At 67.1% G+C, this 26,932-nt stretch carries 24 protein-coding genes; 16 read left to right on the forward strand and 8 right to left on the reverse strand.

What is annotated here, in order from left to right; translation table 11 throughout:
• Positions 1–102: 102 nt before the first annotated feature.
• The 6 genes from WS54_RS10540 (at position 103) to WS54_RS10570 (ending at position 7,937) form a co-directional block, all read left to right on the forward strand.
• Positions 103–1,824, forward strand: a complete 1,722-nt coding sequence (locus WS54_RS10540; RefSeq protein WP_034204215.1) for a methanol/ethanol family PQQ-dependent dehydrogenase — start codon at positions 103–105, stop codon at positions 1,822–1,824.
• Between the two features lie 91 nt (positions 1,825–1,915).
• The gene (locus tag WS54_RS10545; protein WP_059781173.1) at positions 1,916–3,121 is read left to right on the forward strand and encodes a c-type cytochrome; all 1,206 of its coding nucleotides are present in this window, start codon (positions 1,916–1,918) and stop codon (positions 3,119–3,121) included.
• A 97-nt stretch (positions 3,122–3,218) separates the two neighbouring features.
• Positions 3,219–3,533, forward strand: a complete 315-nt coding sequence (locus tag WS54_RS10550; RefSeq protein ID WP_034204213.1) for a high-potential iron-sulfur protein — start codon at positions 3,219–3,221, stop codon at positions 3,531–3,533.
• Between the two features lie 131 nt (positions 3,534–3,664).
• Positions 3,665–4,735, forward strand: coding sequence for a porin (locus WS54_RS10555; protein ID WP_059781171.1), 1,071 nt, complete (start codon positions 3,665–3,667; stop codon positions 4,733–4,735).
• A 237-nt stretch (positions 4,736–4,972) separates the two neighbouring features.
• Positions 4,973–6,379 carry a methyl-accepting chemotaxis protein gene (locus WS54_RS10560; RefSeq protein ID WP_059781169.1) on the forward strand — a complete coding sequence of 469 codons (1,407 nt, stop codon included), beginning with the start codon at positions 4,973–4,975 and terminating at the stop codon, positions 6,377–6,379.
• A gap of 385 nt (positions 6,380–6,764) precedes the next feature.
• Positions 6,765–7,937: an ABC transporter permease gene (locus tag WS54_RS10570; RefSeq protein ID WP_082725072.1), complete on the forward strand. Its 1,173-nt coding sequence runs from the start codon at positions 6,765–6,767 to the stop codon at positions 7,935–7,937.
• 17 nt (positions 7,938–7,954) lie between these two features.
• On the opposite strand, the gene WS54_RS10575 is transcribed toward WS54_RS10570, so the two are convergent.
• Entirely contained in the window at positions 7,955–8,767 is an 813-nt protein-coding gene (locus tag WS54_RS10575; RefSeq protein ID WP_059781167.1) for a hypothetical protein, read from the reverse strand.
• A gap of 561 nt (positions 8,768–9,328) precedes the next feature.
• Between WS54_RS10575 and WS54_RS10580 the strand changes: the two genes are divergently transcribed.
• The 3 genes from WS54_RS10580 (at position 9,329) to WS54_RS10590 (ending at position 13,897) form a co-directional block, all read left to right on the forward strand.
• Complete coding sequence (locus tag WS54_RS10580; protein ID WP_059781166.1) at positions 9,329–11,293, forward strand: Xaa-Pro dipeptidyl-peptidase; 1,965 nt, start codon at positions 9,329–9,331, stop codon at positions 11,291–11,293.
• 492 nt (positions 11,294–11,785) lie between these two features.
• A complete protein-coding gene (locus WS54_RS10585) occupies positions 11,786–12,748 on the forward strand; it encodes an SAM-dependent methyltransferase (protein ID WP_059781164.1) in 963 nt (320 codons plus the stop codon).
• A 45-nt stretch (positions 12,749–12,793) separates the two neighbouring features.
• Complete coding sequence (locus WS54_RS10590; RefSeq protein ID WP_059781162.1) at positions 12,794–13,897, forward strand: terpene synthase family protein; 1,104 nt, start codon at positions 12,794–12,796, stop codon at positions 13,895–13,897.
• Positions 13,898–13,934: 37 nt separating this feature from the next.
• Here the strand turns inward: WS54_RS10590 and WS54_RS10595 are convergent, their stop codons facing one another.
• Positions 13,935–14,864 (reverse strand): 2-hydroxyacid dehydrogenase, encoded by a 930-nt coding sequence (locus tag WS54_RS10595; RefSeq protein ID WP_059781160.1) that lies wholly within the window; start codon positions 14,862–14,864, stop codon positions 13,935–13,937.
• A 167-nt stretch (positions 14,865–15,031) separates the two neighbouring features.
• On the opposite strand from WS54_RS10595, the gene osmF reads away from it, so the two are divergent.
• From osmF to WS54_RS10630, 7 genes are all read left to right on the forward strand, one after another.
• Complete coding sequence (gene osmF, locus WS54_RS10600) at positions 15,032–15,955, forward strand: glycine betaine ABC transporter substrate-binding protein OsmF (protein ID WP_034204206.1); 924 nt, start codon at positions 15,032–15,034, stop codon at positions 15,953–15,955.
• The gene (locus WS54_RS10605) at positions 15,952–17,130 is read left to right on the forward strand and encodes an ABC transporter permease (RefSeq protein WP_059781158.1); all 1,179 of its coding nucleotides are present in this window, start codon (positions 15,952–15,954) and stop codon (positions 17,128–17,130) included. Before osmF ends, WS54_RS10605 begins: the two co-directional genes overlap by 4 nt.
• Positions 17,127–18,074 carry an ABC transporter ATP-binding protein gene (locus tag WS54_RS10610; RefSeq protein ID WP_059781156.1) on the forward strand — a complete coding sequence of 316 codons (948 nt, stop codon included), beginning with the start codon at positions 17,127–17,129 and terminating at the stop codon, positions 18,072–18,074. The genes WS54_RS10605 and WS54_RS10610 overlap by 4 nt, the downstream gene beginning before the upstream one ends.
• Entirely contained in the window at positions 18,071–18,838 is a 768-nt protein-coding gene (locus tag WS54_RS10615) for an ABC transporter permease (protein WP_034204203.1), read from the forward strand. The genes WS54_RS10610 and WS54_RS10615 overlap by 4 nt, the downstream gene beginning before the upstream one ends.
• 32 nt (positions 18,839–18,870) lie before the next feature.
• Positions 18,871–19,266 (forward strand): NAD(+)--rifampin ADP-ribosyltransferase, encoded by a 396-nt coding sequence (gene arr / locus WS54_RS10620; RefSeq protein ID WP_034204202.1) that lies wholly within the window; start codon positions 18,871–18,873, stop codon positions 19,264–19,266.
• Positions 19,267–19,423: 157 nt separating this feature from the next.
• Positions 19,424–20,110: a lytic transglycosylase domain-containing protein gene (locus tag WS54_RS10625; protein ID WP_059781154.1), complete on the forward strand. Its 687-nt coding sequence runs from the start codon at positions 19,424–19,426 to the stop codon at positions 20,108–20,110.
• 3 nt (positions 20,111–20,113) lie between these two features.
• Entirely contained in the window at positions 20,114–20,530 is a 417-nt protein-coding gene (locus tag WS54_RS10630) for a lysozyme inhibitor LprI family protein (RefSeq protein WP_082725071.1), read from the forward strand.
• A gap of 85 nt (positions 20,531–20,615) precedes the next feature.
• Here the strand turns inward: WS54_RS10630 and WS54_RS10635 are convergent, their stop codons facing one another.
• The 6 genes from WS54_RS10635 to WS54_RS10660 form a co-directional block, all read right to left on the reverse strand.
• Positions 20,616–21,962, reverse strand: a complete 1,347-nt coding sequence (locus WS54_RS10635) for a HipA domain-containing protein (protein ID WP_059781150.1) — start codon at positions 21,960–21,962, stop codon at positions 20,616–20,618.
• Positions 21,962–22,297: a helix-turn-helix domain-containing protein gene (locus WS54_RS10640; protein ID WP_059781148.1), complete on the reverse strand. Its 336-nt coding sequence runs from the start codon at positions 22,295–22,297 to the stop codon at positions 21,962–21,964. Before WS54_RS10640 ends, WS54_RS10635 begins: the two co-directional genes overlap by 1 nt.
• A 254-nt stretch (positions 22,298–22,551) precedes the next feature.
• Positions 22,552–22,992 carry a dihydroneopterin aldolase gene (locus WS54_RS10645; RefSeq protein ID WP_059643814.1) on the reverse strand — a complete coding sequence of 147 codons (441 nt, stop codon included), beginning with the start codon at positions 22,990–22,992 and terminating at the stop codon, positions 22,552–22,554.
• Entirely contained in the window at positions 22,989–23,621 is a 633-nt protein-coding gene (locus WS54_RS10650) for a sarcosine oxidase subunit gamma (protein WP_034204198.1), read from the reverse strand. Before WS54_RS10650 ends, WS54_RS10645 begins: the two co-directional genes overlap by 4 nt.
• Entirely contained in the window at positions 23,611–26,622 is a 3,012-nt protein-coding gene (locus WS54_RS10655) for a sarcosine oxidase subunit alpha family protein (protein WP_059781147.1), read from the reverse strand. Before WS54_RS10655 ends, WS54_RS10650 begins: the two co-directional genes overlap by 11 nt.
• Entirely contained in the window at positions 26,619–26,930 is a 312-nt protein-coding gene (locus WS54_RS10660) for a sarcosine oxidase subunit delta (RefSeq protein ID WP_034204197.1), read from the reverse strand. Before WS54_RS10660 ends, WS54_RS10655 begins: the two co-directional genes overlap by 4 nt.
• Positions 26,931–26,932 lie beyond the last annotated feature (2 nt).

Raw genomic sequence — 26,932 nt, forward strand, 5'->3', positions numbered from 1 at the left:
TGCGACTTGCGTGACGGGCAGTGCACTCGGCCCGGAACCCCAACCGTGCCGGCGCGACGAATCGTTCGCGGCGGTGCGACCACAATGACCCAGGAGACAACCATGAAGAAACTCTCGGCTTCAGCGCGCCGGCTGGCGACGATCGGCATCGCGGTGGCAGCCGCCGTCGCGCTGAACCCCGGCCTCGTCGAAGCGGCCGCGGACTACCCGGCCGTGACCTACCAGCGCCTGACCGATGCACACGGCGACCCGGGCTGGCTGACCTACTACCGCACCTACGACGGCCGCTCGCATTCGCCGCTCAAGCAGATCGACACGTCGAACGCGAAGGATCTCAAGCAGGTGTGGGCGTACAAATTCCCCGCCGACCTGAAGCAGGGCTTCGAGGCCACGCCGATCGTCAACGGCAACTACCTGTTCGTGACGACGCCGAAGGACAACGTCTACGCGTTCGATGCGAAGACCGGCAAGCAGCTGTGGAAATACGAGCCGAAGCTCGGCGCCGCATCCTTCAAGACCGCGTGCTGCGACGTCGTCAACCGCGGCGTCGCGCTGTACGGCAAGAACGTCTACATCGCGATGCTGAACGGCGAAATCGCGGCGCTCGACGCGCAGAGCGGCAATCTCGTGTGGAAGAAGCAGATGTTCGAGCCGGGCCTCGGCTACGCGTTCTCGCTGGCGCCGCTCGCGATCGACGGTGCGATCGTCGTCGGCACGTCCGGCGGCGAATACGGCATTCGCGGCTACATCGCCGCGCTGAATCCGGAGGACGGCTCGCAGATCTGGAAACGCTACACGATCCCCGCCGCCGGCGAAAAGGGCGCGGAAACCTGGCCCGACGGCATGCAGAGCCATGGCGGCGGCGCAGCATGGCTCACCGGCACGTACGACGCCGCGTCGCGCACGCTGTACTGGGGTGTCGGCAACCCCGGCCCATGGCTCGCGGCGCTGCGTCCCGGCGACAACCTGTATTCCGACTCGCTGCTCGCGCTCGATGCGAAGAGCGGCAACCTGAAGTGGCACTACCAGTACACGAACAACGACACGTGGGACTACGACGGCGTGAACGCGGCCGTCCTCGCGGACATCAAGTACAAGGGCAAGGACTACGACGCGATCATCCATGCCGACCGCAACGGCTTCTTCCACGCGATCGACCGCACGACCGGCAAGCTGATCTACGCGACGCCGTTCGTGAAGGCGTTGTCGGTCACCGGCTACACGGCCGACGGCAAGCCGATCCAGGACGCGTCGAAGTTTCCGAAGGCCGGCACGACGATCGAAACGTGCCCGAGCTTCCTCGGCGGCAAGAACTGGTGGTCGATCTCGTACGACCAGCAGCGCAACATCGCGGTCGTGCCCGCGCTGCACGCGTGCATGAGCCTGACCGGCAAGTCGGTCAGCTACATGGAAGGCCTGCCGTACCTCGGCGAAGGCTTCGAGATCAAGCCCGAGCCGGGCAGCGAAGGCTACGGAGAACTGACGGCCATCGACGTGAACACCGGCAAGAAGCTGTGGAGCCACTGGTCGAAGAAGCCGTGGAACGGCGGCGTCGCGACCACGGCGAGCGGCCTCGCGTTCAGCGGCTCGCTCGACGGCCACCTGTACGCGTTCGATACGGCGACCGGCAAGGTGCTGTGGGAAAGCCCGCAACTGGCGAGCGGCATCATTTCGCAGCCGTCGGTGTACGAGGTCGACGGCAAGGAGTATGTCGCCGTGCTCGCCGGCTACGGCGGCGCGAACCCGATCTGGGGCGGCCCGATGGCCGACATCGCGAAGGACGTTCCGCGCGGCGGCACGCTCTACGTGTTCGCGCTCGACTGAACCGGCGCCACGCCCGAATCGCCCTCGAGTCGCGCCCGCATGCGCCCGATGCGGGCGCGACGCCCCACACGCTTGAACCGGATACACGACCATGAATACTCGCCTCACTTCCGTTACCGTCGCCAGTCTGCTCGCCGTGGGCGTGGCGCTGACACCGGCAGCCGCGTCGGCCGACGTGCGCGTCTGCACGTTGCCCGGCAGCCCCACCACGGCGCTCGACCGCTCGGTTGCGCGCGAAGTGTTCCGCACCGCGGGCATCGCCGCGACCTTCAACAGCCGCGGCGTCGACGACAACGGCGACGACGACGGCATCTCCGCGAGCGAGCTGACCAAATCGCTCGAACGCGACTGCGACGTGATCGCGGGCTTCCCGCGTTCGGCGATCGCCGATGCATCGGAATCCAAAATGACGTTCTCGCGCGGCTATCTGCGCTCCGGCTACGTCAGCGTGTCGCTGCGCGACGCGCAAGCGCCGACCGGCGCGAAGGAAACGATCGCGGCCACGTACGGCAGCCCGTCGCAACTGATCGCCGCGCAGCAGGCGAACGCCCGCTTCGACCTCGAAAACACGAGCGAAAGGACGATCGGCGCGCTCGCCGCGGGCCGCGCGCAGCGTGCGATCGTCTGGTATCCGAGCGTCGTCGCCTACGAGCATGCGCACCCGCGACAACGGTTCAAGGTGGCGGCGACGTCGTCGCCGTACTCGGACTGGCAACTGTCGTTCGCATTCGGGCCGGGCAAGGACGCGCTGCAAAAACGCATCGACGCCACGCTGTCGCGGATGAGCGGCAACGGCCACCTCGCGTCGCTCACGCGCGGCTGGACGCTTCCCGACGACATCGCGCAAGCCGCCGCCACGCCCGTGCGCGGCCGGTTTCTCGATGGCGCGATCGCGGCCGCTCGGCGGCCGGCAAAAAGCGGCTTCATCAAGGTTTCGACGAGCGAAGGCAGCGGCGTCCCGCCGTTCGACCAGGCGCAGGTGCAACACGGCAAGAAGCTCTATACCGATGCATGCGCGAAATGCCACGGCGACCAGCTCGAGGGCAATACCGCCCCCGCGCTGAGCGGGGAATCGTTCGCGCCCGAGGGCAAGTCGCACATCACGGTCGGCGGCATCTTCCTGTACATGTCGAGCAACATGCCGGCCGATCGCCCCGGCAAGATGACCGCCCAGGAATACGAGGACCTGATGGCGTTCCTGCTGTACTCGAACGGCTACGACGCGTCGAAGACCAAGCTGACCGCCGATATCGCCAACGCGTCGAAGGCGCCGCTCGTCGCCGGCCCGCGCAAGTAACTTCCCGCCCGCTTTCGTTTCGGTCGACCTTCGCGCCCGGCAGCATGCCCGGCGCGCGGGTCGGACTTTTTCTCGTCATTTCATTCAGGATAACATCATGATCTCCCGCCATCGCAGAACCTTCATCGTGCAGGCCGCCGGCCTGTGCGCCGCGCTCGCGGCCGGCACGCGCGCATTCGCGGCCGCCCCGCCCGTCGACGAGAACGACGCCGCAGCGAAGACGCTCGGCTACCGCGCAAAGGCCACGGCCGTCGATACCGGCAAGTTCCCGAAGTATCAGGCCGGACAGACCTGTTCGAACTGCCGCTTCTACAAGGCCGCCGCGGGCGAATCCTTCGGTACGTGCCCGATGTTCGCGGGCAAGACGGTTGCCGCGGAAGGCTGGTGCAACGTCTACGCCAAGCTCGCTTGACGCCGGACCCGCTCGCGAGCGCGAAGGCGCGTTCCCCGACGGCGCGGCATGCAGGCGGCCCGCATCGCTTTCGCCATCGACATTTTAATTAGTCGTACGTATTACAACACTCAAAAAAACGGAGACAGACGATGAAGAGCAGGACATGGACGATTTGCGCGGCGCTGCTCGGCGCGGCGGCAAGCCCGAACGGTTTCGCGCAGAGCAGCGTCACGCTGTACGGCGACCTCGACGCCGCGTTGCTCTATACGAACCGATCGCTCGATTCGGCAACCGGCGGCAACGCCGGCCGCCAGTTCGCGCTGACCGATACGGGCATGACGCCGACCAACTTCGGCATCACGGGCATCGAGGATCTCGGCGGCGGGCTGCACGCGAGATTCAAGCTGGAAAGCGGCTTCAACGTCACGGACGGCGCGTTCGGCCATTCGAACGGCAACTTCTTCGGCCGCCAGGCGTGGGTCGGAATCGACGGCGGCTTCGGCGAAACGAAGGTCGGCCTGCAGTTCTCGCCGTTCGTGCTCGCGATACTCGGATCGGATCCGCGCAACGTCTCGCACTTCGGCGCCGCGCTCGTGCCGTATGTCGACAACGTGCTCGTCACGGGCCTCTTCAACCCGAACGCGATTTCGTACACGAGCCCCACGATCGCCGGGCTGACGGCCAGCGCGATGTTCGGTTTCGGCGGAAAGGCCGGCGACTTCCAGGCAGGACGCCAGTACTCCGGCAGCCTCACCTATACGAACGGCGGCTTCATGCTCAACGCGGCGCTCTACGACGGCAACGGCGGCACGTCGCCGACGCCGGTGCCGAGCACGGTCGCGTTCGTCGGCCGCACGATCGGCACCGCCTATACGTTCGGGCCGGTGACCGGCAAGGCGTCGTTCACGCGCTACAAGGTCGCCGGCTCGTTCAGCAACGACGTGTACAGCGCCGGCCTCGACTATCGCGTCACGCCGGCCCTCGACCTGAACACCGGCGCGTGGTACACGACCGACCGCAACGATTCGCACAATCATTCGCTGCTTGCCGCGATCGGCGCCGACTACAGCCTGTCGAAACGAACGGGCCTGTACGCGCAGGTTGGCGTGGTCAACAACCACGGTGCGATGAATACGGGCCTCGGCATCACGGGCGGCGCGTTGTACGGGTTGCCGGGCACGACGGTCGGCGTCAACGCCGGCATCCACCACGTGTTCTGACGCAGCGCCTGCGCACGGGCGGTCGCCGCGCGCCGCCCGTCGGCTCTCCACCGCGGCCCCGCCGCCGCGAAAACATGGCGCAAGCGCATCCCGGCCGGCATCGGTCCGACCATCGGGCATGCCGATCTCGATGTTTACCCGACCTCAAGTCCGCGGCCGTGCGGCCGTCAAGTCAGGAACGCACGCGCAACCTCCGCCGGGAACCCGGCGCGCATGCCCTCAAGGAGACCCACCAACGTGAACCTCTTCGGAATCGGCCGCGGCCGCCGTTCGTCGCGCGCGCTCGTCGTCGACATCGCCGAACAGGCCGGCAGGCTCGGCATCGAGATCTGCGACGTGTCGGGCCACGTCGAGGAAGTCGCGGCCCGCGTCGCCCGGCAGGCGCAGGTGTGCCATACGCTGCGCGAATCGGCCGCGCTCACGCTGCGCGGCAACCACCGGATCGCCGAGGCCGCGCAGCAGGTGCGCGACGTCAGCGCCAATGCGTCGAATGCGGTTCGGCAGTCGCAGCAGACGATCGAGGCATCGCTCGCCGACATTCACGGGCTCGTCGAGGGCGTCACCACGATCGGCGACCAGATGGGCGCGCTGCGCGACGCGCTCGATCACGTACGGGCCGTGTCCGAGGAAATCTCCGTCATCGCGCGCCAGACCCACCTGCTCGCGCTGAACGCCGCGATCGAGGCCGCGCGCGCCGGCGAATCGGGACGCAGCTTCGCGGTCGTCGCGGCCGAGGTCAAGAACCTGTCCGCGAAGACCGGGCAGGCGACGGCCCAGATCGAGACGACCCTCGCGCGGCTCGCCGAACAGACCGAACACCTGATCGCGGAAGGCACCGACAACGCCGCCCGCGCGCATCGCGTGCGCGAGGGCACGCGTACGATCGGCGAGGTCGTGCACGCGACCGGCCACGCGATCACCGAGCTCGCCGGCGAAGCCGAACAGATCGCGTCGCTGACGGACGAGATCGAGACGCAGTGCCACCGTCTCGACGAGCAAGTGGGCGAGATGGCGTCCGGCGTCGAGACCTCGGCCGACAACTTCTCGCAGGCCAAGGACCGGCTCGGCAATCTGCTCTCCGTTTCCGAGACGCTGATCGAGCTCACGGCCGCGACCGGCATCGAATCGCCCGACACGCGCCTGATCGACACCGCGCGGCGCACGGCCGCCGCGATCGGCAAGTTGTTCGAGGACGCGGTCGCCCGCGGCGATATCGCGCTCGACGCGCTCTTCGATACGCACTACGAACCGATTCCCGGCACCGACCCGCAGCAGTTCATGACGCGCTTCACGGCGTTCACCGATCGCGTGCTGCCCGCCATCCAGGAGCCGGTGCTCGACATGGACGACCGCGTCGTCTATTGCGCGAGCTTCGACCGCCAGTGCTACCTGCCGACCCACAACCGGAAGTTTTCGCTGCCCCAGCGCGCGGACGCCGCCTGGAACGCGGCGAATTGCCGGAACCGCCGGATCTACACGGACCGCACGGCGCGCATGTCGGTATCGCATAACAAGCCGTTCCTGTTGCAGACCTATCGGCGCGACATGGGCAACGGCCAGTTCGTGCTGATGAAGGACGTGTCCGCGCCGATCGTCGTCGGCGGCCGGCCATGGGGTGTGCTGCGGATCGGCTACAGCGTCTGAATCGGCGCCGGGCCGCGCCTACTGCTTCAGCCCCACCCCAGCGGCCGCTGGTCGCTGCGCCCGTGATCGTCGACGCCCCGCACCGTATAACTGACGGCCGTGCGCGGCTGCCAGTACGTACGGGCCGAGCACGTCGGCCGTCCATGCATCGCGGAACGACCACGACGTGCCGATCTTCCAGTACACGGGCACGTTCGACGGCCGACCGGATGCTGGGCGCCATTACCGACCAGACCCGAAACGATGGAAATATCGGCGAGCCGGCGCGCCACGCCGACGCCCGCCCGGTCGGACGGATATTCACGGGTTTCCGACCGCCATCCGCCCTCTGCACGCGCTCGCGCCGCGTTCGCTAGAATGCGCGGCTCGGCAGGATCGAATCGAAATGAAAGGAAACCGCTTGAAACTCCCGTTCGAATGGCAGATCGGGCTGCGCTACGCGCGCGGCGGCCGGCGCTCGGCCGGCGACGGCTTCGTGTCGTTCATCGCCGGCGCCGCGATGGCCGGCATCGCGCTTGGCGTGGCTGCGCTGATCGTCGTGCTGTCGGTGATGAACGGCTTTCGCACCGAGGTGCGCGACCGGATGCTGGCGGTGCTCGCGCACGTGGAAATCTTCTCGCCGTCCGGCTCGATGCCCGACTGGCGGTTGACCGCGCACGAATCGTTACAGAACGGCGCGGTGCGTGCCGTCGCGCCCTATGTCGACGCGCAGGCGCTGCTGACGAACGCGGGCAACGTGACGGGCGTCGCGCTGCGCGGCATCGATCCCGTGCTCGAGCCGCGCGTGTCCGAGATCGCCCGCAAGCTGAAGACGGGGCGCCTCGACGCGCTCGTGCCGGGCGAGATGGGCATCGTGCTCGGCGCCGCGCTCGCCGACGCGCTCCACGCGAAGATCGGCGACCGCGTCACGTTCTTCGCACCGGGCAACACCGCGCGCCCGGGCGACGCGCAGCAACTGGCCAACGTGAGCGCGCCGACCGGCATCCGGCTGCGCGTCGACGATCTGCAGCGCGCGCCGGAGATCGCGCTCGCGCTGTCGCGCACGCTGTCGGGCAACCTGTACATTCGCGACTGGACGCGGCAGAACCGCACGTGGTTCGAAGCCGAGCGGCTGCAGAAACGGATGCTGTCGCTGATCCTGATGCTGATCGTCGCGGTCGCCGCGTTCAACCTCGTGTCGTCGCTCGTGATGACGGTCACGCAGAAGCAGGGCGACATCGCGATCCTGCGCACGCTCGGCGCGCCGCCCCGCTCGATCATGAAGATCTTCGCGATCCAGGGGATGACGATCGGCCTCGCCGGCACGCTGGCGGGCGTCGCGCTCGGCTGTGCGATCGCGGTGAGCATCCCGGTGGTGCTGCCGGCGATCGAGCAGTGGCTCGGCATCCGCTTCCTGACGCCGTCCGTGTATTTCCTCAGCGCGCTGCCGTCGAAGCTGTCGGCGATCGACGTGATCGAGATCGCGTCGGCCGCGTTCCTGATGTCGTGCGTCGCGACCCTGTACCCGAGCTGGCGCGCCGCGCGGGTGCGGCCGGCCGAGGCGCTGCGCGACGAGTAGGCGCGAGCGGCGCGGCATTACGCGATCTCGTGGAAGCCGACGCTGTTGCCGCCGTCCGGCGCGTAGTCGGCGAGCACGTCGAAGCCGACGTTGACGAGCTCCGTGCGCATGCCGTAGGACACGTTGCCGGACGCGTCGATGAAAATCGCCGTGCCCGACGACAACTGGCGCGCGGTGTTCAGCAGCGCCAGCGTGCCGCGCGCGCTGCCGGCCGAGGGCGCGATCTTCAGCAGCGCGCCGTCCTGCGTGGTGAAGTGTCCGCCGGGCGGCACGGGCGGCGGGTTGTCCGCGACCGACCGGTTGAGCAGGCTCATGAAGTGAAAGCGCGCATCGGCGCCCCGGCTCGCCGCCGCGCGATCGGTGTCCGTGAACGTGTCGCCGCGCACGGCCGCGCGTTGCGCGGCGAGGTCGACGGCCTGCTCGTGAAAATCGCGCGTCGCGAGCACGAGGCCGGCGTTCGCGTTCAGCGTCGATTCGACCCACGCGCGGTCGCTGTCCGTCAGCGTCTCCGACACGACCTTGATCCGGCCGTTGTCGGTCGTGAAGTCGAACTGCGCATCGGCCAGATCGGGGCGCTTCGCGACGATGTCCTGCAGGCTCGTCGCGAGCGCGTCGGTCACGCCGCGCAGCTTCATCGACAGGTCGCCCACCATCGACAACTGTTTCGTCATCGCCGCCTGCATCGCCTCCGGGTCGATCGCGCGGATGCTCATCGGCTCGTCTTGCGACGCGCCGGACTCGGTCGTGTCCGTTGTCCGGCGCCCATCGGGCACCGCCTGCGCCATTTGCGCGAGCGTCAGGCCGCCCGCCGCCGTGACCGGAATCGTCATTGCCCTCTCTCTCGTTTTTCAGCAAGTTTTTCACTGTTTACGGAGGGATTTCGCGGAAGTTGAGGCCGCCTTCCGCGTGCGGACCGAAACTTTGTTTGACATGAACTAAAAAAGTTTGACACGGACATTTCACTGCGATAACTTTTGCGCAAGCTTCCGGAAAGCAATCCGGCCAGCGTGCGCGGCTCGCGTCGCGCTTTCCTGCCGTTGCAGCACCGTCGTTCGCAACATTCCCGCCTCATTGCATCGTGCCGTTCCGTTTCATCCGAAACCTGAAGGAAGCCCGGGCATGCCCGCATTCGATTCGCACTCCTGTATTCACGGCGTTCGCAGCGAACCGCCGCACTGACGATTTCCGTTCGGGGCGATGCGCTCGCCTCGACGCCGGCCGGCTGCGCGTCGCCTGACGCGCGCGGGCACCGGGCGAGCGTCCCGTACGTCTCGCCCGTCGTTGTTCGATGGTGCAGTTCCGCTTCATCCGACGCAGCACCCGGCCAGGCCGCAGGGGGCGTATCGCGAGCCGGCCGGTTCCAGACAAACACAAGAGACGAGGTCGATTCAATGAACATTCATCGAACCGGAGTGCGGCGCGCATGGCTGCCCGCGCTCGTGGCGGCCGCGACGCTCGCCGCGTGCGGCGGCGACGACGGCAGCGTGGCGGGCGTGTCAGCGCTCGCGCAGGGCCAACGGGAGGGGGCCGCCGCCGCGGCCGATACGGCCGATACGGCCGATACGCAATCGCTCGCGTCGCATTTTTCGCCGTCCGGCGTTCCCTACGCGAATCCCGCGAGCAACGGACGCTACAAGCCGGTGATCAGCAACGGCCAGGTGCAGCCGTCGCTGTCGGGCGGCACGATCGAGGAGCACGCGTGGGTCGACACGCCGGTCGACTCCGACGGCGACGGCACGCGCGACCGTATCCACGTGCGCATCGTGCGGCCGTCCGAGACCGCGAACGGCGCACGCACGCCCGTCATCGTGCTCGCGAGCCCGTATTACGCGGGGCTCGCCGACAGCCCCGACCACGACGTCGACGTCGAACTCGACGGCACGCCGCATCCGGCCGCGGCGGCCGGCGCCGCAGCCTCGGCGTCCACCCGCATCCTGGCCGCCGCGCCGCAATCGCGGATGCTGCAGCAGGTCGAGGCGGCCGCCGCCGGCCGCTCGTGGATCGAAAGCTACTTCGTGCCGCGCGGCTTCACGATCGTCTATGCGGATTCGCTCGGCACCGCCGGCTCGGACGGCTGCCCGACGATCCTGACGCGCGACGAATCGGTCGCGATGGCGTCGGTGATCCGCTGGCTCGGCCGCGACGCGACCGCGAAGGACGCGAACGGCAAGACGGTCGTCGCGAACTGGTCGACCGGCCACGTCGGCATGTACGGCGTGTCGTACGACGGCACGCTGCCGAAGATGGTCGCGAGCCTGCGCACGCGCGGGCTCGACGCGATCGTGCCGATCGCCGGGCTGTCGAACATGTACGGCTACTACCGCTCGGGCGGGCTCGTGCGCGCGCCGGAAGGCTACCAGGGCGAGGATGTCGACGTGTACATCAAGGCGCTGCTGACGAACGCGCATCCGGAGCGCTGCACGCACCTGATCGACGAAGCGCTGCAGCAGGAAGACCGCAAGACCGGCGACTATTCGCCGTTCTGGGCCGCGCGCGACATTCCGACCGCGTTCGCGGTCGCACCGGCGCTCGTCGCGCAGGGGCTCACCGACGACAACGTGCGGGTCGACCAGTCGACGTCGTGGTATCTGGCGATGCGACGCCAGGGCGTGCCGACCCAGCTGTGGCTGCATCGCCTGAAACACACCGATCCGACCCGTGTGCCGGCGATGGCCGACGCCTGGACCGCGGAGGTGAACCGGTGGTTCACGCGCTACCTGATCGGCTATGACAACGGCGTCGAACGCGATCCGCGCGCGGTGATCGCGCAAGCGGACGGCACGCTGCTGAAGGAAGCCGACTGGGCCGCGCGGCACGCCACGCCGGTCACGTACTTCGCGGGCGGCGACGGCGCAACCACCGGCACGCTGCTGCGGCTGCCGAGCGGCGGCCCGCTCGCACGCTTCACCGACGATGCGCGCATTCCGGCGCTCACGCTGGCGAACACGCCGACGGGCGAAAACCGCAGCCGCTTCGAGACGGCCCCGCTGACGGCCGCGGCGCGCCTCTCCGGCGCCGCGACCGCGCGCGTCAGGCTGACCTTCACGGATGTCGCGAACGTGACGGCACTGCTGGTCGACCGCGCACCGGACGGCACGGCGACGATCGTCACGCGTGCGTGGACCGACCCGCGCAACCGGTTGTCCGAGTGGGTGTCGCAACCCGTGCTGCCCGGCATGCCGTACGACCTGAAGCTGACCTTCATGCCGCGCGACTACAAGCTGGAAGCCGGCCACCGGCTGGGACTCGTCGTCCTCTCCAGCGACTACGAGGCGACGCTGCGGCCGACGCCCGGCACGGGTTTGACGCTCGATCCGGCCGGCACGTCGGTGACGGTGCCGATCGCGGCCTCCTGAGCCGCGGCGGCGGCAGTACCGCGTTGAACTGATCCGGGATGCCGGTACGCCGGCATCCCGGGTCATGTCGTTAGTCCGGTCCGATTTTCTGTTTTCCCGAAAAAAAGACGCGCCGGAATAATCATTCCGCATTTCATGAACCAAGCGACGCTTTAAATCAAAAAACGAAACGAATTCCGTCGCTTGACATCGAAATCCGATCGACTAGATTTTGAAAATCGATAATCCGGACATTCGTAACCGGTCGCCCCCGGGGATTCCCTTTACCTGCATACCGTCTACCGTTTCCAGCCCGACCAGCGATTGCCGGCGTCGCGGCCCACGGCGATCGTTTGTTTTTTTGAATGGGGTGTCACCGATTCGCCATATCGATCGAAGAAATGGATGCGCCAGTTTCAATCACGCAATCGCAATTCAGCCGCAACCGGACTGGCCGGACACCGTAGTCCGGCCACCACGTGCATGACGTCGCGCCAGCCTCGGAGAATGGCAATGAACACTATCAGCACGGAAACCGCCGTCGGATCGGGATCGCCATTGAGTGGCCGCGCGGGCAAGCCATTCGCGTCGATACGAGGCCGGGAACGAAACGACTATGAGGCGCGGGTCGCATTGGCCTACCAGGACGACCCGGAAAGCTGGAGCAGCGCGATCGGCGAGCGCCTGTGGTTCCAGTTCGGTATCTACGACCCTGCCCGATCGCCGGAACCGATCGACCTCGACGAATCCGGCCTCAGGTATTTCGAGCTGCAATTGAAGCTCGCCGGCCTGGACTCGCCCGGCCGCCCGCGCATCGACCGGGTACTCGACATCGGGTGCGGCTGGGGAACGGTGCTGCGGGATCTGTCCGAACGGTTTCCCGACTGTCGTCGCCTGGACGGCATCAACATCAGCGAACGCCAGCTCGCATACTGCGCCGAAGTCAATGCCGCGCGCGCCTTGTCCGACAGGATCAACCTGTTCCGGTGTAATGCGCTGGATATCGATTTGCTCCCGGATGTCGAGCACCTCTACGATCTTGCGATCATGCGCGGGGTGATTTCCCATTTCCCCTACGATCTTTTCGAAATCGTGATGGCCAAATTGCGGCAACGGCTGTCCGCGAACGGAACGGTCGTCATTTCGGACAACTTGTATAACGTCGACCTCCAGGCATACCGCTCCGATACGCCCGATCTGGTCGACAGGCTGGCATGCAAGTATCGCAAGACGCCGGCGTACCTGCGCCAGGTGTTCGAGCAAAGCGGCTTTCGCGTCCACGACATGAGAATCCTGCCGAACCGGATGGACGCGACACGATGGCTGCTGAGCGTGCAGGAGAACATCGAGCGCCATTTTCCGGGGGGTGCCGTCGGCGCGCTGGAAGAACTGCGCGTGATGTGCGAGAGCCTGGCCGTCGCCATCGTGAAGCGCCAGGTGTCGATCTACAGCTTCGTGCTCAAGCGCGATCGATGAAGGTCGCCCTTCCCGGACGCCCGCCCGCAAGCCCGAGAACCTGCCATGAAAGAAATTCCCAACTTCGTTCGCGATCTCCCCGGCCTGCCGAAGCCCGGGGAAAAAATCTTCCACCCGGACTTCCATCTGCAGTTGAAGCCCATGTGGCATCCGCTCCACGACGAGGCGGAACGCCGGATCGCGCTCACGGACAGCCCGTACATCCTCGCGTACTACGGCAGCCAGAAGGCCGTCGAACATTATCTGGCGCAAAGCATGCCGTCGTTCGGCGGCCTGTGCTATCCGCACACCCGGAACGACAGGATCTACGATCTGGAGCGGATGATGAGCATCACCACGCTGATCGACGACACCATCACCAACCCCGACATGCTGGACCAGGCGCACCGACGTTCGACGTTGCGGCAGCATTACTTCGACGCGATCGCCGGCGTCCGCCCGCCGGACAGCGCGCCGATCGCGCAGTTGCTGTATGAGGGGCTGCTTCCCATCAAGGAACAGCTGGCGTCGAAACCCCGCGTCTGGCAACGGCTGGAGGAATCGCTTCGCACGTTGATCGTCAGGCAGACGGATCCGTTGGCATTGAAGATGGACGAGCTCACGTTCGACGCGTATCTGGAGATGCGGCGCATCGACAATTACGGGGAATGGGCGGCCCTCATGACCGAATACGCGATCGACGTGGACATGACCGACCACCTGATCGCCGACCGGTCGCTGGCGGAAATGAGAACGGCCGCGATCGATTCGATTACGCTCGTCAACGACCCGTACTCGTTCCGCAAGGAGATTCACATCGCGGATTCGGTCAATTCCGTCTGGTTGCTGATGTACCGCGAAGGCCTGACGCTGCAGGACGCGTTGAACAAGCTCGCCACGCTGGTTGCCGAGAACGAGCGCAACCTGATCGCCGCGCGCGAGCGCGTCCTCGCCGGCCCGCTCGGACAGGACGCGGACGTGCGTGCATACGTGACCGAGCTGGAGCATCTGGCGTCCGGCAACGCCGAATTTCACGCGATCAGCACGCGCTACCACGGCCGGGATTTCAAAGGAAAAAGGTTCATTTCGGGCGAGGTGACCATTCGGCCGCTACCGTCCACCGACGAAGTGGCGGCTGCGGACCTGGCAGGCGGCCGCCCCGCGAGCTGATCCGGCCTCGTTTCGCGCCGGCACCGCCGAGAGCCGCCTACACCGGCGTCAACACCGGCTGCCCGGCGAAATGCCGCGTCGCGTTGTCGAGAAACTGCCGCACCGAACGATCGAGCGCCTCGGGCGACCAGCCGCCCATGTGCGGCGTCAGCACGACGCTGTCGAGATCCGTCAGCGCACGCGGCGGCTCCGGTTCGCCTTCGTACACGTCGAGCCCCGCCCCCGCGATGCGTCGTTCGCGCAGCGCGTCTGCCAAAGCAGCGGTATCGACAACGCTGCCGCGCGACACGTTGACGAGAAAGCCGCCGGGGCCGAGCGCGTCGAGCACGGTACGATCGATCAGGTGCCGTGTGCCCGCGCCGCCCGGCGTCGCGACGATCAGGAAATCGGCCCACTGCGCGAGTGCGTCGATCCGGTCGAAATAGCGGTATGGCCCCGGCTTCTCCGACCGGTTGTGATAGCCGATCTCGATGTCGAAGCCGGCCGCGCGGCGCGCGCATTTCTCGCCGATCTTGCCGAGCCCGACGATGCCGAGCTTCTTGCCCGACACGTTCGGCGGCATCGGCAGCCCGTCGCGCCACACGCCCGCGCGGGCTTTCGCATCGAGCTGCACGACGTTGCGCACCGCCGCGAGCAGCAGCGCGAACGCGTGATCGGCGACGCAGTCGTCGTTGGTGCCGGCGCCCGTGACCACGACGATGCCGCGCGCCTTCGCGTGCGCGACATCGATGTGCTCGTAGCCCGCGCCGAGCGCGCTGACGAACGTGAGCTGCGGCAGCCGGTCGATCTCGGCGGCGGTCAACCCCGTGCTGCCGTTGGTCAGCACCGCGCGAATCGTGCTGCCGTGTGCGGCGATCGCGCGTTCGCGCTCGTCGGGCGTCGGGGCGTAGCGCACGTCGAACGACGCGGCGATCTCGCGATGCGCGTCGCCGCGCAACGCGATGAGGACCAGCAGCTCGGGCTTCATGTCAGCAAATGTCCGCAGGCGGGGAACGAATTTCAGTGTAACAAGCCCGCATGACGGGTGCGGGTTATCCCCACACCGGCTGTGGACACGCCGCCGCATGCGGTTTGCCAAAGCCGGCTCAGTCAAGTAACTTTCGGCGTACGCCCCCGTCCTGGAGATTGGCCCCGATGAAGCTCGCCCTGCCCGCCCGGATCCTGGGCCTCGCGTTCGCCGCCGCCATCGCGGCGCCCGGCGCGCACGCCGACACGCCTGTCGTGGTGTCGTCGAAGATCGACACCGAAGGCAATCTGCTCGGCAACCTCATTTCACAGGTGTTGAAGGCCCACGGCATTCCCGTCACCGAAAAGATCGCGCTCGGCACGACGCCGATCGTGCGCAAGGCGCTCACGAGCGGCGAGATCGACATCTACCCCGAATACACGGGTAACGCCGCGTTCTTCTTCAACAAGGCCGACGACCCGGTGTGGAAGAACGCGAGCCAGGGCTACGACACCGCGAAGCAACTCGACTACGCGGCGAACCATCTCGTGTGGCTCGCCCCGGCGCCCGCGAACAACACGTGGGGCGTCGCGCTGCTCGCGCCCGTCGCACAGTCGCAGCACCTGAAGACCTTCTCCGACTTCGGCAAGTGGGTGGCCGGCGGCGGCAAGGTGAAGCTCGCGGCATCGGCCGAATTCGTAAACAGCGCGTCCGCGCTGCCGTCGTTCGAGAAAGCGTACGGCTTCAAGCTGAAGCCCGAGCAGCTCGTCGTGCTGTCCGGCGGCGACACGGCCGCGACGATCAAGGCCGCCGCGAACCAGACCGACGGCGTGAACGCCGCGATGGTCTACGGCACCGACGGCGGTATCGCGTCGAGCGGCCTCGCGGTGCTCGACGACGACAAGCACGTGCAGCCCGTCTATGCGCCGGCGCCGGTGATCCGCGAAGCCGCACTGAAAGCGCATCCGCAAATCGCCGAGTATTTGAAGCCCGTGTTCGCGAGCCTCGACCTGAAGACGCTGCAATCGCTGAACGCGCGCATCCAGCTCAACGGCGAGCCGGCTGCCGGCGTCGCGAAAAGCTACCTGAAATCGAAGGGTTTCGTGAAATGACGGAGCGCGCGGCGGCGTCCGCGCGGCGCGTCACGCTCGACAAGGTCGGCATCCTGATCGGCGTACTGACGATCGTCGCCGTGTTCGGCCTGTCGTTCGCGGTGCTGCGGCCGAACCGGATCGCGGCCGGCACCGGGCTATCGGTGTTCGCCGCGCTGCCCGCGATGCAGGGCGCCGCGCTCGCCGCGCTATGGACCGCCGGCGCGCTGTGGACGATGACGGCGAGCCGTCCCGCGTGGCGGCTCGCGGCCGGCTGCGCGGGGCTCGCGACGCTCGCGTATGCGGTCGGCGCGGCCGCGACGCACGTCGTCGCGCCCGACGACATGCTGGCCCGCGTGTCGCCCGACGCCGGCGTCTGGCTGCTGCTGTTCGCGTGGGCGGTGCTCATCGCCGACGCGCTCGCCCGCCTCGCGTTCGGCCCGTGGCGGCGCCTCGTCGCGCTCGCCGTCGCGATAGCGGCGGTTTCCGTGCCGCTTGCGAGCGGCTGGTGGGACGGCCTCTCCGTGATGCGCGAATACGCGGTGCGCAGCGACGATTTCTGGCGCGAAGCGATCCGTCACGTGTCGCTCGCGGGCGGCTCGGTCGCCGCCGCGCTCGTCGCGGGCGTGCCGCTCGGCATCGCGTGCGCGCGCATCGCGGCGGTGCGCACCGTCGCGATGCCCGTGCTCAATATCGTGCAGACGATTCCCAGCATCGCGATGTACGGGCTGATGATGGCGCCGCTCGGCCTGCTCGCCGCACACGTGCCGCTCGCGGCCGCACTCGGCATCCGCGGCATCGGCGTCGCGCCGGCCGCGCTCGCGCTGTTCCTCTACTCGCTGCTGCCGATCGCATCGAGCGTCGTGGTCGGGCTCGGACAGGTGCCGCCGCACGTGACCGAAGCGGCGCGCGCGATGGGCATGACACGCGCGCAGCGGCTGCTGCGCGTCGATCTCGTGCTCGCGCTGCCGGTGATCCTGAGCGGCGTGCGCATCGTGCTCGTGCAGAACATCGGCCTGACCGCGGTGGCCGCGCTGATCGGCGGCGGCGGATTCGGCACGTTCATCTTCCAGGGGATCGGGCAATCGGCCGCCGATCTCGTGCTGCTCGGCGCGATCCCGACGATCGCGCTCGCACTGGCGGCCGCCGTCGTGTTCGAAGCCGCGACGTCGCTCGCGAAGGGGCGTACAGGATGATCGAGATCGAACGGATCGGCAAACGCTTCGGCGACGTGGTCGCCGTCGACGACGTATCGCTGACGATGCAGCGCGGCACGATCACCGCGCTCGTGGGCGCATCGGGCAGCGGCAAGTCGACGCTCTTGCGCATGATCAACCGGCTGATCGCACCGACCAGCGGCACGATCCGCATCGACGGCGTCGATACGGCGACCGTCGCGCCGGAGCAACTGCGCCGCGGCATCGGCTACGCGATCCAGGGGCACGGGCTGTTTCCGCACTGGAGCGTCGCGCGCAACATCGCGACCGTGCCGCGCCTGCTCGGCTGGCCGGCCGCCCGCATCGACGCGCGCGTGAACGAACTGCTCGACCTGTTCCATCTCGCGCCGGCCGAATTCGCGGGCAAGCTGCCGCACGAACTGTCGGGCGGCCAGCAGCAGCGCGTCGGCGTTGCGCGCGCGCTCGCGGCCGAGCCCGCGATGCTGCTGATGGACGAACCGTTCGGCGCGCTCGATCCGATCATCCGCAACAAGGCGCAGGACGACTTGTTCGCGCTGCAGCGCCGCCTCGGCATCACGGTCGTGATCGTCACGCACGATATCGAGGAGGCGCTGAAGCTCGGCGACACGATCGCGGTGATGGACGGCGGCCGGCTGCTGCAGGTCGCGCCGCCCGCCGAAATTCTCGGCAAGCCGGCAGCGGGTGTCGTCGAGCAGCTCGTCGCGGGCGTCGACCGTCCGCTGCGCCTGCTCGCGCTGACGCCGATCGACGCCGTGGCCGAAACCGGCCGCGCCGACGGCGAGCCGATCGCGGCGACGCGCACGCTGCGCGATGCGGTGTCCGAATTGTTGTGGCGCGGTGTCGACGCGCTGCCCGTCGACGATACGGCCAACGGCACCGCGCACGGCCCCCGCCGCATCACGCTCGACGCGATCCGCTCGCACGCGAGGCAGCCCGCATGACGACGCGCGGCAGCGTGCGGCCCAAGCGGTCTTCGCTTGCCGCGTACGTCGCCCGCGCGGCCGCGCTCGCGCTGCTGCTCGTGCTGCTGTTGCGCCCCGCGTGGCTGCACGGCCTGTTCGCGCCGTTCGCGGACAACGGCGCGCCGGTGATCTACGATCGCGCGAGCCTGCTCGATCTCACGCTCGCGCATCTCGGCACGGTCGCGCTGTCGAGCCTGATCGGCACGATCGTCGCGGTCGCGGCCGGCATCGCGGTCACGCGGCGGTTCGGCGCAGATTTCCTGCCGGTCGCGCGCAGCGTCGTCGATATCGGCCAGACCTTCCCGCCGGTCGCCGTGCTCGCGCTTGCCGTGCCGGCGGTCGGCTTCGGATTGAAGCCCGTGCTGATCGCGCTCGTGCTGTACGGGCTCCTGCCGATTTTCGAAAGCACGATCGCCGGGCTCGAGGACGTGCCGCGCGACGTCGTCGACGCCGCGCGCGGGATGGGCATGAGCGGCTGGCAGCAACTGGTGTCCGTCGAGCTGCCGCTCGCGTTCCCGGTGATCGTCAACGGCATCCGCCTCGCGGTCGTGATCAATCTCGGCACCGCGACGATCGGCTCGACGGTCGCCGCGCGCGGGCTCGGCGACGTGATCATCGCGGGCCTGCAGACGTCGAACACCGCGTTCGTGCTGCAAGGCGGCGTGATCGTCGGCTTGCTCGCGGTACTCGTCAGCGACGCGATCGGCGCGATTGCGCGGGTGGCGAGCGCGCGACGCGCTTAGCATCGGTCACGGAATTTTTCGAAGGAGCCACCATGTCTGTCCTGGACGCCGGCCCGTTTTTTCATGGCACGAAAGCGAATTTGCGGATCGGCGATTTGCTGACGGCGGGTTTCAGATCGAATTATCGGGACGACGTCGTCATGAATCACGTTTATTTCACGGCCCTGCCCAAAGGCGCGGGCCTGGCTGCGGAAATGGCCAAAGGCGAGGGTCGACCGCGCGTCTACATCGTCGAGCCCACCGGGGAATTCGAAAACGATCCGAACGTCACGGACAAGAAATTCCCGGGCAATCCGACGCGATCGTATCGAAGTACCTCGCCTTTGAAAATCGTCGGCGAACTCGACAGCTGGGAACCCTACGATCCCGAGTTCATCCGGCAACTCAGAAGCCGCATCGAAACCGGCATCGGCGAGATCATCAACTAGCGTTCGTCCGGACTCCGATGCGTGTCCGTGCAACGATCGGCGCGTCGATCGTCGTGGACGTCACAAGCCTACACATCGCTTTCATTCGAGCGGGCGCTCGACCGTCTTCCGCGATTGGCCGATATACTATGCGCCTCCCATTTCCCCGCACTCGACCATGCGACGACGGTTCTTCTGGCTGATCGTGCTTTCGCTCGGCATTGCGCAACAGGCCGCGGCGCAGCAGGCGCCCGCATTGCCCGCCTCCGCGCCCGACGGACTGGCATCCGCGCCGACTGTCGCGTCCGCGCCGCTCGCGAACGCCAACGATCAGCCGAACGAAGCAAACCGCCGCATCACGTCCTACCTGACGAAGAAATTCGGCGTCGCAAGAGAAAAGGCTGCGAAGCTCGCCGATATCGTGAGCGTCACTGCGACGAAATATTCGCTGCCGCCGGCACTCGTTTACGCGATTATTTCGATCGAATCGCGCTTCCAGGAAAAGGCGCGGGGCCAGCATGGCGCGACCGGGTTGATGCAGGTCGTGCCGTCCGCGCACCGAGGCATGCTGCGCAACGTGAAGGATCTCACCGAGCCGAATGCGAACGTCGACGCCGGCTCGCGCATTCTGTCGGGCTACGTGAAAGCGGCCGGCGGCAACGTGCAGGCCGGGCTGAAGAGCTACAGCGGCGGATCCAGTGCGTATGCGGCGAAGGTGATGCAGCGGGTCGATTCGTTCCGGTTCGTGCTCGAACCCGAGGACGACGCAAAAAGCGCGAATACCGGGAACGACCCGAAGGCGCACATGGTGCCGGTCAGCGATCCTTCCGGCCCGGCGCCTGGCGCGAACCGCAACGCGAAGTAAGCAATGGGCACCCGCGCTCGCACGGCTCCGGCCCGACGCTGCGCGGCCCGGCTGTTCGCCATTGTCGCGCTGTCGGCCGCTCCTGTATCGGCTTTCGCTGTCGTCGACTGCGAACAGGCAGGGCCGACGATGGACGCCGTGCGACGCTGCGTGCTCGATCAGCAGCAGCAGCAAGTCGACAGCGCATACCGGTCGCTCGCTCGCAAGCTACGCCAACGCAACCCCGACGCTGCCGCCCAACTCGCGAAATCGCAGACGAGTTGGGCCGGCTTTGCCGGCGATACTTGTAACTACGTGAAGACCGCCAATCCGCAGCAGACGATTCCGAGTGACGCCTGGCTCAACTGTTGGGTAGATTTCAGTCAGGCACGCGTGCGCATCCTGAAGAAGTGGGAAGCCCAGTTGACGCAGCCGAACTGAACTGTCGCCCATCCCGTGGCGCCCGTCATTACTGCGCGCAACGCGCGCGCAGACGTGGCGTGCCGATGGTCGGTGAAGCACACGCTCAGAGCAGCGCGGCGTCGACCTTGGGCACCATAGGCGCAATACGCCTGACGCGTTCGGCCTGTGCTCGCACGTACTCGGCGATACGATGCACCCACGCGCGCTCGTCGCCCACATAGACGGCCGACTCCGCCAGCCCAGGAGCCAGTTCCGCAGCCAGCGTGGCCATCCGCACCATTTCACGCGCAACGAGCGCCGGCCGGATCTGCACGCGATGCGCGAAGTCCGCGAGCGCGAAAGCGGTCAGTTCCTCGGTGCGGAACACATCTCCGTACGCCATCGCCATGTCCTGCACATAAGCGTCGCCGTACACGTTCACACAGACCAGATCGTAAAACGGCGCCGGCTCGAGCCCGGTGCTGCTGACGAAAAACGAAATGTTCTTGCCATGCGCGTCGCTGTTGCCGATCAGCAGTTGCAGCAACGCCCAGCGCAGCATGACCGTGCGCGCAGCGACCGGTGTCTCCAGAGACGATGTCAGCGAAAACAGCTTCTCGAAGCTCACGCCTTCGCGAATATTGCGCACGTCCGCGTTGTTGCCGAGATTGCGTTCGTATTTGAGTGTCGCCGGCAAATCGAGGGCCTGACATCCATCGATGACATGAAGCCGCCGCACAGCGCTCACGCGCCGCGGATCGTCCGGGTCGGTCGTCACGAGCCGGTCGAATCGTTCGATCAGCAGAATGGGCTCGGGGATACGTCGAATCTCGACATGCGCGACCGGCAAACCCATGCGGGCCGCCAGCGTCATGCAGAAATGCTCGTTGGCGACCATGCACGGCGCGTTCGGGCTGCGCGAGTCGGGCTTCAGAATATGCGAGCTGCTCAGCGCCCCGTCCACGAGCGCAAACTGCTCGCCTTCGACAAGCACCTGCAGCTTGTCCTGATGGCCGGCGATCGATAGGCGCACCCGATCGTCCCAGACGGGAAACGGGATCGCATCGCGCTTGCGAATACGGTCGGCCAGTTCCTCCGCGGAGATCGGTCGGCGCACGGGTTCGAGAGGTTCAGTCGGCTGCCCTGCCTCGTCGTCCGGAACGAAGCTCAACGCACCGACGGGCTCCTTGCCGAGCATCCGGATCAGGCCGAAAACGTTGTCCTTCGATATCTGATACATCGATGCGGCCACATCGAGTGCGCGGCCCTCGGGAAGCAGATTGCCCACGAAGCGCTGGATCGCGCCCGTCGTCGGCTTGCCATCGAGCGGAATGCACGGCGACAACGCAAACGCGTCTGGTCGTGCGAGCCACGCCGGATCGTAGGAAAAACCGTAGTCGTCGCGGCGGGCATCGTAAGTCAGTTCCCCGACCGGCGAGCCGTCAGCCGAAATTCGCAGGCAATAGATCATCACTTGCCCTCGGGCGAACCGGACGAGCCGGACAAAGCGGCACGTATCGTCGCGTGATCGCGCACTGCCTTGCGCGCCACCTGAACGTCGCGTTTCGGCACGACGAGCAAATTCAGGCCAAAACCGTCGAGCACCTTGAACAGCTTGTCGAGACTCACCGCGCGCCCGTTTTCGAGGCGTGACAGCACGTCCTTGGAGACGCCGAGCATGTCGGCAGCATCGTCAATCCGCATCTGGTTCTGCGCGCGCCGGTTGCGCACGAGCGCCCCCAAGGCGGCGAGATCCAGTGCGAGCGGGTCGGGTATCGCGACGGGTTGCGGTAGGGTGCGGGCCATAATTCCGGAATTTCAGGAACAAAGCGCCATCGAGGTCGATCGACAGCATAGTTACGAGAATATCGGAATTATAGTGATTCGTCGGCCAGATCGCCAATTGTTCCGTTATTTCAGGAATAAAAAGACCAAAGGCCGCCAGCGAACCATTCTTCTCATATTTCAGGAACTATAAACGAGTACGGCGGCGCATTCGCGCCGCCGTCCCATGGAGTCGCCGAATCACCTCCCTCGTGCCTCGATCCGGCCCTCTCCAATCACAACTGCCCCGCCGCCCCCGTCCACCGCAGGTAATCCCCACGCGTCCAGTCGAGCGACACGCCGACGCGTTTCGTGCCGGGCCGGATCTTCGGCTTGTACACCGACAGCGTCAGCGATTCCAGCGCCGGCCATTCGCGGAACGACAGCACCGCGAGATCGGCGACGAGCGTCTCCAGCAGCCGCGTATGCGGCTTGTGCGACAGGAACGACGCGACGCGCGCGCAATACCCGTCGTAATCGATCCACTCGCCCTGCTCGCTCGGCTCGCAGCGATACCCGAGCCGCGCATCGATCACGATCGGCTGCGGCGCTTCATGCTCGTGCGCGTGGATACCGATTCGCGCGGGCACCTTCAGTTCGTCGACGAACACGCTCCAGCCGCGCCCGCGTAGGCGCGGCGCGTCGATCGCCACGAACGGTTCGTCGAACGGCTTCATGATGCGAGCGGCGCCGCGGCGTCGAGCATGATGCGCACGAAATAGTCGGCGAAGCTGCGACGCACGACGATCTCGAACGACGCGTCGCCGGTCGGGATCAGCGTGATCGGCGACTTGAAGTAGTGCGACTGCGCGCACTGGCCCGGCTTGAACACGCGCGGATGCAGATCGAGCGGGCAGCCGCGCGCGATCACGTCGCGCACGCGCTCGCCGCTGACCTCGACCACCGTGTAGCCGCTGCCGACGTCGACGGCCGCCGCATACGCGCCCTGCACGGCCTCCGCCAGCTTCGCCTCGAGCACGCCGGCCTGAACCGGCCCGTTCGACCGCACGAGCCATTCGTCGGGGCCGAGCCACAGCACGTCGTACTCGGCGCCGCGTGCCACCGTGTTCGGCTCCGCCGGCGGCCGGCAGCCGACCACACGCTCGAACGCGGCGACGAATGCCGGGTCGCTCAACTCGCCGCGCACGTTGACGAGATCGAGGAACGGCCGCTCGCGCAGCGCGAACTTCTTCGATGCGCGCGCCTGGTGCGCCTTCAGCACGTCGGCCGCGCCGACGAACGGCGACTCGAGCGTCACGCCGCCCGCACCCGCCACCTGCGTCTGGTTTCTCGTTTCATTCCACATGCTGACGCACCCCTTCGGTATCGTAGAAAACCGGGCTCGAGATCTTCGCGGTGATCCGCTTGCCGTTGGCCAGCGGAATCACGACGCTCTCGCCCATCTTGTTCAGGCCGCCCTTCACCACCGCGAGCGCGATCGAGCGTTTCAGGATCGGGCTGTAGTAGCTCGACGTCACGTGGCCGATCATCGGCGTCGGATCGACCGCCGACACCTGCGTGTCCTTCGCGATGATCTGCGCGCCTTCCGGCAGCACGAACTGTTCGTCCTCGGTCAGCAGGCCGACGAACTGCTTGCGGCCTTCCTTCGCGGTATCCGAGCGCGACAGCGAACGCTTGCCGAGAAAGTCCTTCGACTTCGCGACGAGCCCGCCCATCCCGAGGTCGTACGGCGTGATCGAGCCGTCGGTATCCTGGCCGACGATGATGTAGCCCTTCTCCGCGCGCAGCACGTGCATCGTCTCGGTGCCGTACGGCGTGATGTCGAACTCGGCGCCCGCCGCCATCAGCGCTTCCCACACCGCGCGGCCCGCATTCGCCGGCACGTTCACTTCGTAGGCCAGCTCGCCCGAGAAGCTGATCCGCATCACGCGCGCCTTCGCGCCGGCGACGGTGCCGTTGCGGTAGCTCATGAACGGGAACGCTTCGTTGCCGAAGTCGATGTCCTGACACACCTTCTGCACGACCTTGCGGCTCTTCGGGCCGACCACCGCGAACGTCGCCCAGTGATCGGTGACGGACGCGAGCCGCACCTTCATGTCCGGCCATTCGGTCTGCAGCCAGCGCTCGAGCCACGTCAGCACGCGCGCCGCGCCGCCGGTGGTGGTCGTCATCATGAAATGCTGGTCGGCGAGGCGCACGGTCACGCCGTCGTCGAACACCATCCCGTTTTCGTCGAGCATCAACCCATAGCGGCATTTGCCGATTTCGAGCTTGTTCCACGGGTTCGTGTACATCCAGTTCAGCAGCTTCACCGCGTCCGGCCCCTGGATGTCGATCTTGCCGAGCGTCGACGCGTCGAGAATGCCGACGCCGTTACGCACCGCGAGGCATTCGCGCTTCACGGCCGCATGCAGATCCTCGCCGTTCTTCGGGAAATACCACGGCCGCTTCCAGTTGCCGACGTCCTCGAACATCGCGCCGTGCTCGACGTGCCATTCGTGCACGGCCGTCTTGCGGATCGGGTCGAGGAAATCGCCCGTCTCGCGGCCCGCGAACGTGCCGAACGACACGGGCGTGTAGTTCGGGCGGAACGTCGTCGTGCCCGTTTCCGGAATCGTCTTGCCGAGCGCGCCCGCGAGGATCGCCATCCCGTTGATGTTGCCGAGCTTGCCCTGGTCGGTGCCGAAGCCCATCGCCGTATAGCGCTTCACGTGCTCGACCGACTCGAAGCCTTCGCGCGCGGCGAGCAGGATGTCGGCGGCCGCCACGTCGTTCTGGAAGTCGACGAACTGCTTCGGGCCGCGCGCGGCCGCCTCGCGGCTGCCGACGAGCCACAACGGCTGCAGCGCGCCTTCGACGGTTTCGGCGACCTGCGGTACGGCCGGGCGCTGCGCGGCCGTGAAGCCGGCGGCCTTCGCCGCTTCCACGCCCGCATCGACCGCCAGCCGCAGCGCACGGGCCAGCCCGAACTCGCCGGCCGCCGCCCCGATGCTCGCCTCCGCCTGCACGGGCTTGCCCGGCAGGAAGCACGCCTTCTCGTCGTTCCAGCACGCCTTGCCGCCCGACTGCGCGAACAGGTGCAGCACCGGGCTGAAGCCGCCGGACATCGCGACGAGGTCGCACGGCAGCGTCTGCAGCTTGCCGCCGGTCTGGCCGTTCGAGTAGGACGCGACGTCGACCGACGATACGCGCCACTTGCCCGATGCGGCCGTGACGACCGCGCCGCTCATCACCGTCACGCCCTGCCGCTTGGCCGCGGCCGGCAGCGCGCCGTTCGACGACGCGCGCGAATCGACGACCGTCACCTTCGCCCCGCACGCCTTCAGGTCGAGCGCGCTCTGGTATGCACGGTCGTTGTTCGTGAACACGACCACGTTACGGCCCGGCAGCACGCCGAAGCGATGCACGTAGGTGGACACCGCGCCCGCCAGCATCACGCCCGGCAGGTCGTTGTTGCCGAACACGATCGGCCGCTCGTGCGCGCCGGTCGCGAGGATCACGCGCTTCGCGCGGACCTTCCACAGCAGCTCGCGCGTGCCCTTGCGCATCGACACCGGCAGGTGATCGGTCAGGCGCTGCGTGACCGTCACGAGGTTGTGGTCCTGATAGCCGAACGCGGTGCTGCGCGACAGGATCGTCACGTCGGGCAGCTTGCGCAGCTCGGCCTCGATCTTCTCGACCCATTGCAGCGCGGGCTTCGCATCGATCTCCGCGCGGCACGACAGCAGGCTGCCGCCGAGTTCGCGCTGGTCGTCGACGAGGATCACGCGCGCGCCGGCCGTCGCGGCCGCATGCGCGGCGGCGAGGCCCGACGGGCCACCGCCGACCACGAGCACGTCGCAGTGCGCGTAGCACTTGTCGTAGCGATCGGCGTCGAGCACCTCGGGCGCCTTGCCGAGGCCGGCCGCTTCGCGGATCTTCTCTTCGTACTTCGGCCACATGTTGCGCGGCCACATGAACGTCTTGTAGTAGAACCCGGCCGGCATGAAGCGCGAGAACTTCTGGTTGATCGCGTACTTGTCGTTCTCGAGCGTCGGCTCGGCGTTCACGCTCGTCGCGACGAGCCCCTGGTACAGCTCGATCTCGGTCGCGCGTGCGTTCGGCACGGTGTACGGGCCGGTTTCGAGCTGCACGACGGCATTCGGTTCCGCCACATCCGCCGTCACGATCCCGCGCGGACGGTGATACTTGAAACTGCGCGCGACGAAATGCACGCCGTTCGCGAGCAGCGCGGACGCGAGCGTGTCGCCCTGGAAGCCCTGGTACGTGCGGCCGTTGAACGTGAACGTCAACGGAATCGCGCGATTGATCCGGCCACCGGTGCCGAGGCGGTCTTTCTGGCTCATTTGCTCGTGCCCTCTTCGTGTGCGTTGCCGGCAGCTGCACCGTTGGCAGCCCCGCCGAACTTTTCGTAGCCCTTGATATCGTAGGTGACCGTGTCGCGCGTCACCTTGAACCAGCGGCGGCAGCCTTGCGTATGCAGCCACTGCTCCTTGTGCAGCCCGCGCTTGTTCTCGCGCATGAACACGTATTCGCCCCATTCGCGGTCGGTCATGGTCTCGTTCGCCACCGGGCGCACGATATCGGCTTCGCCGCCGCATGTGAATTCGGATTCGGCGCGCGGCCCGCACCACGGACATTCGATCAGCAACATGT

The sequence above is a fragment of the Burkholderia sp. NRF60-BP8 genome (assembly GCF_001522585.2).
Taxonomy (GTDB): domain Bacteria; phylum Pseudomonadota; class Gammaproteobacteria; order Burkholderiales; family Burkholderiaceae; genus Burkholderia.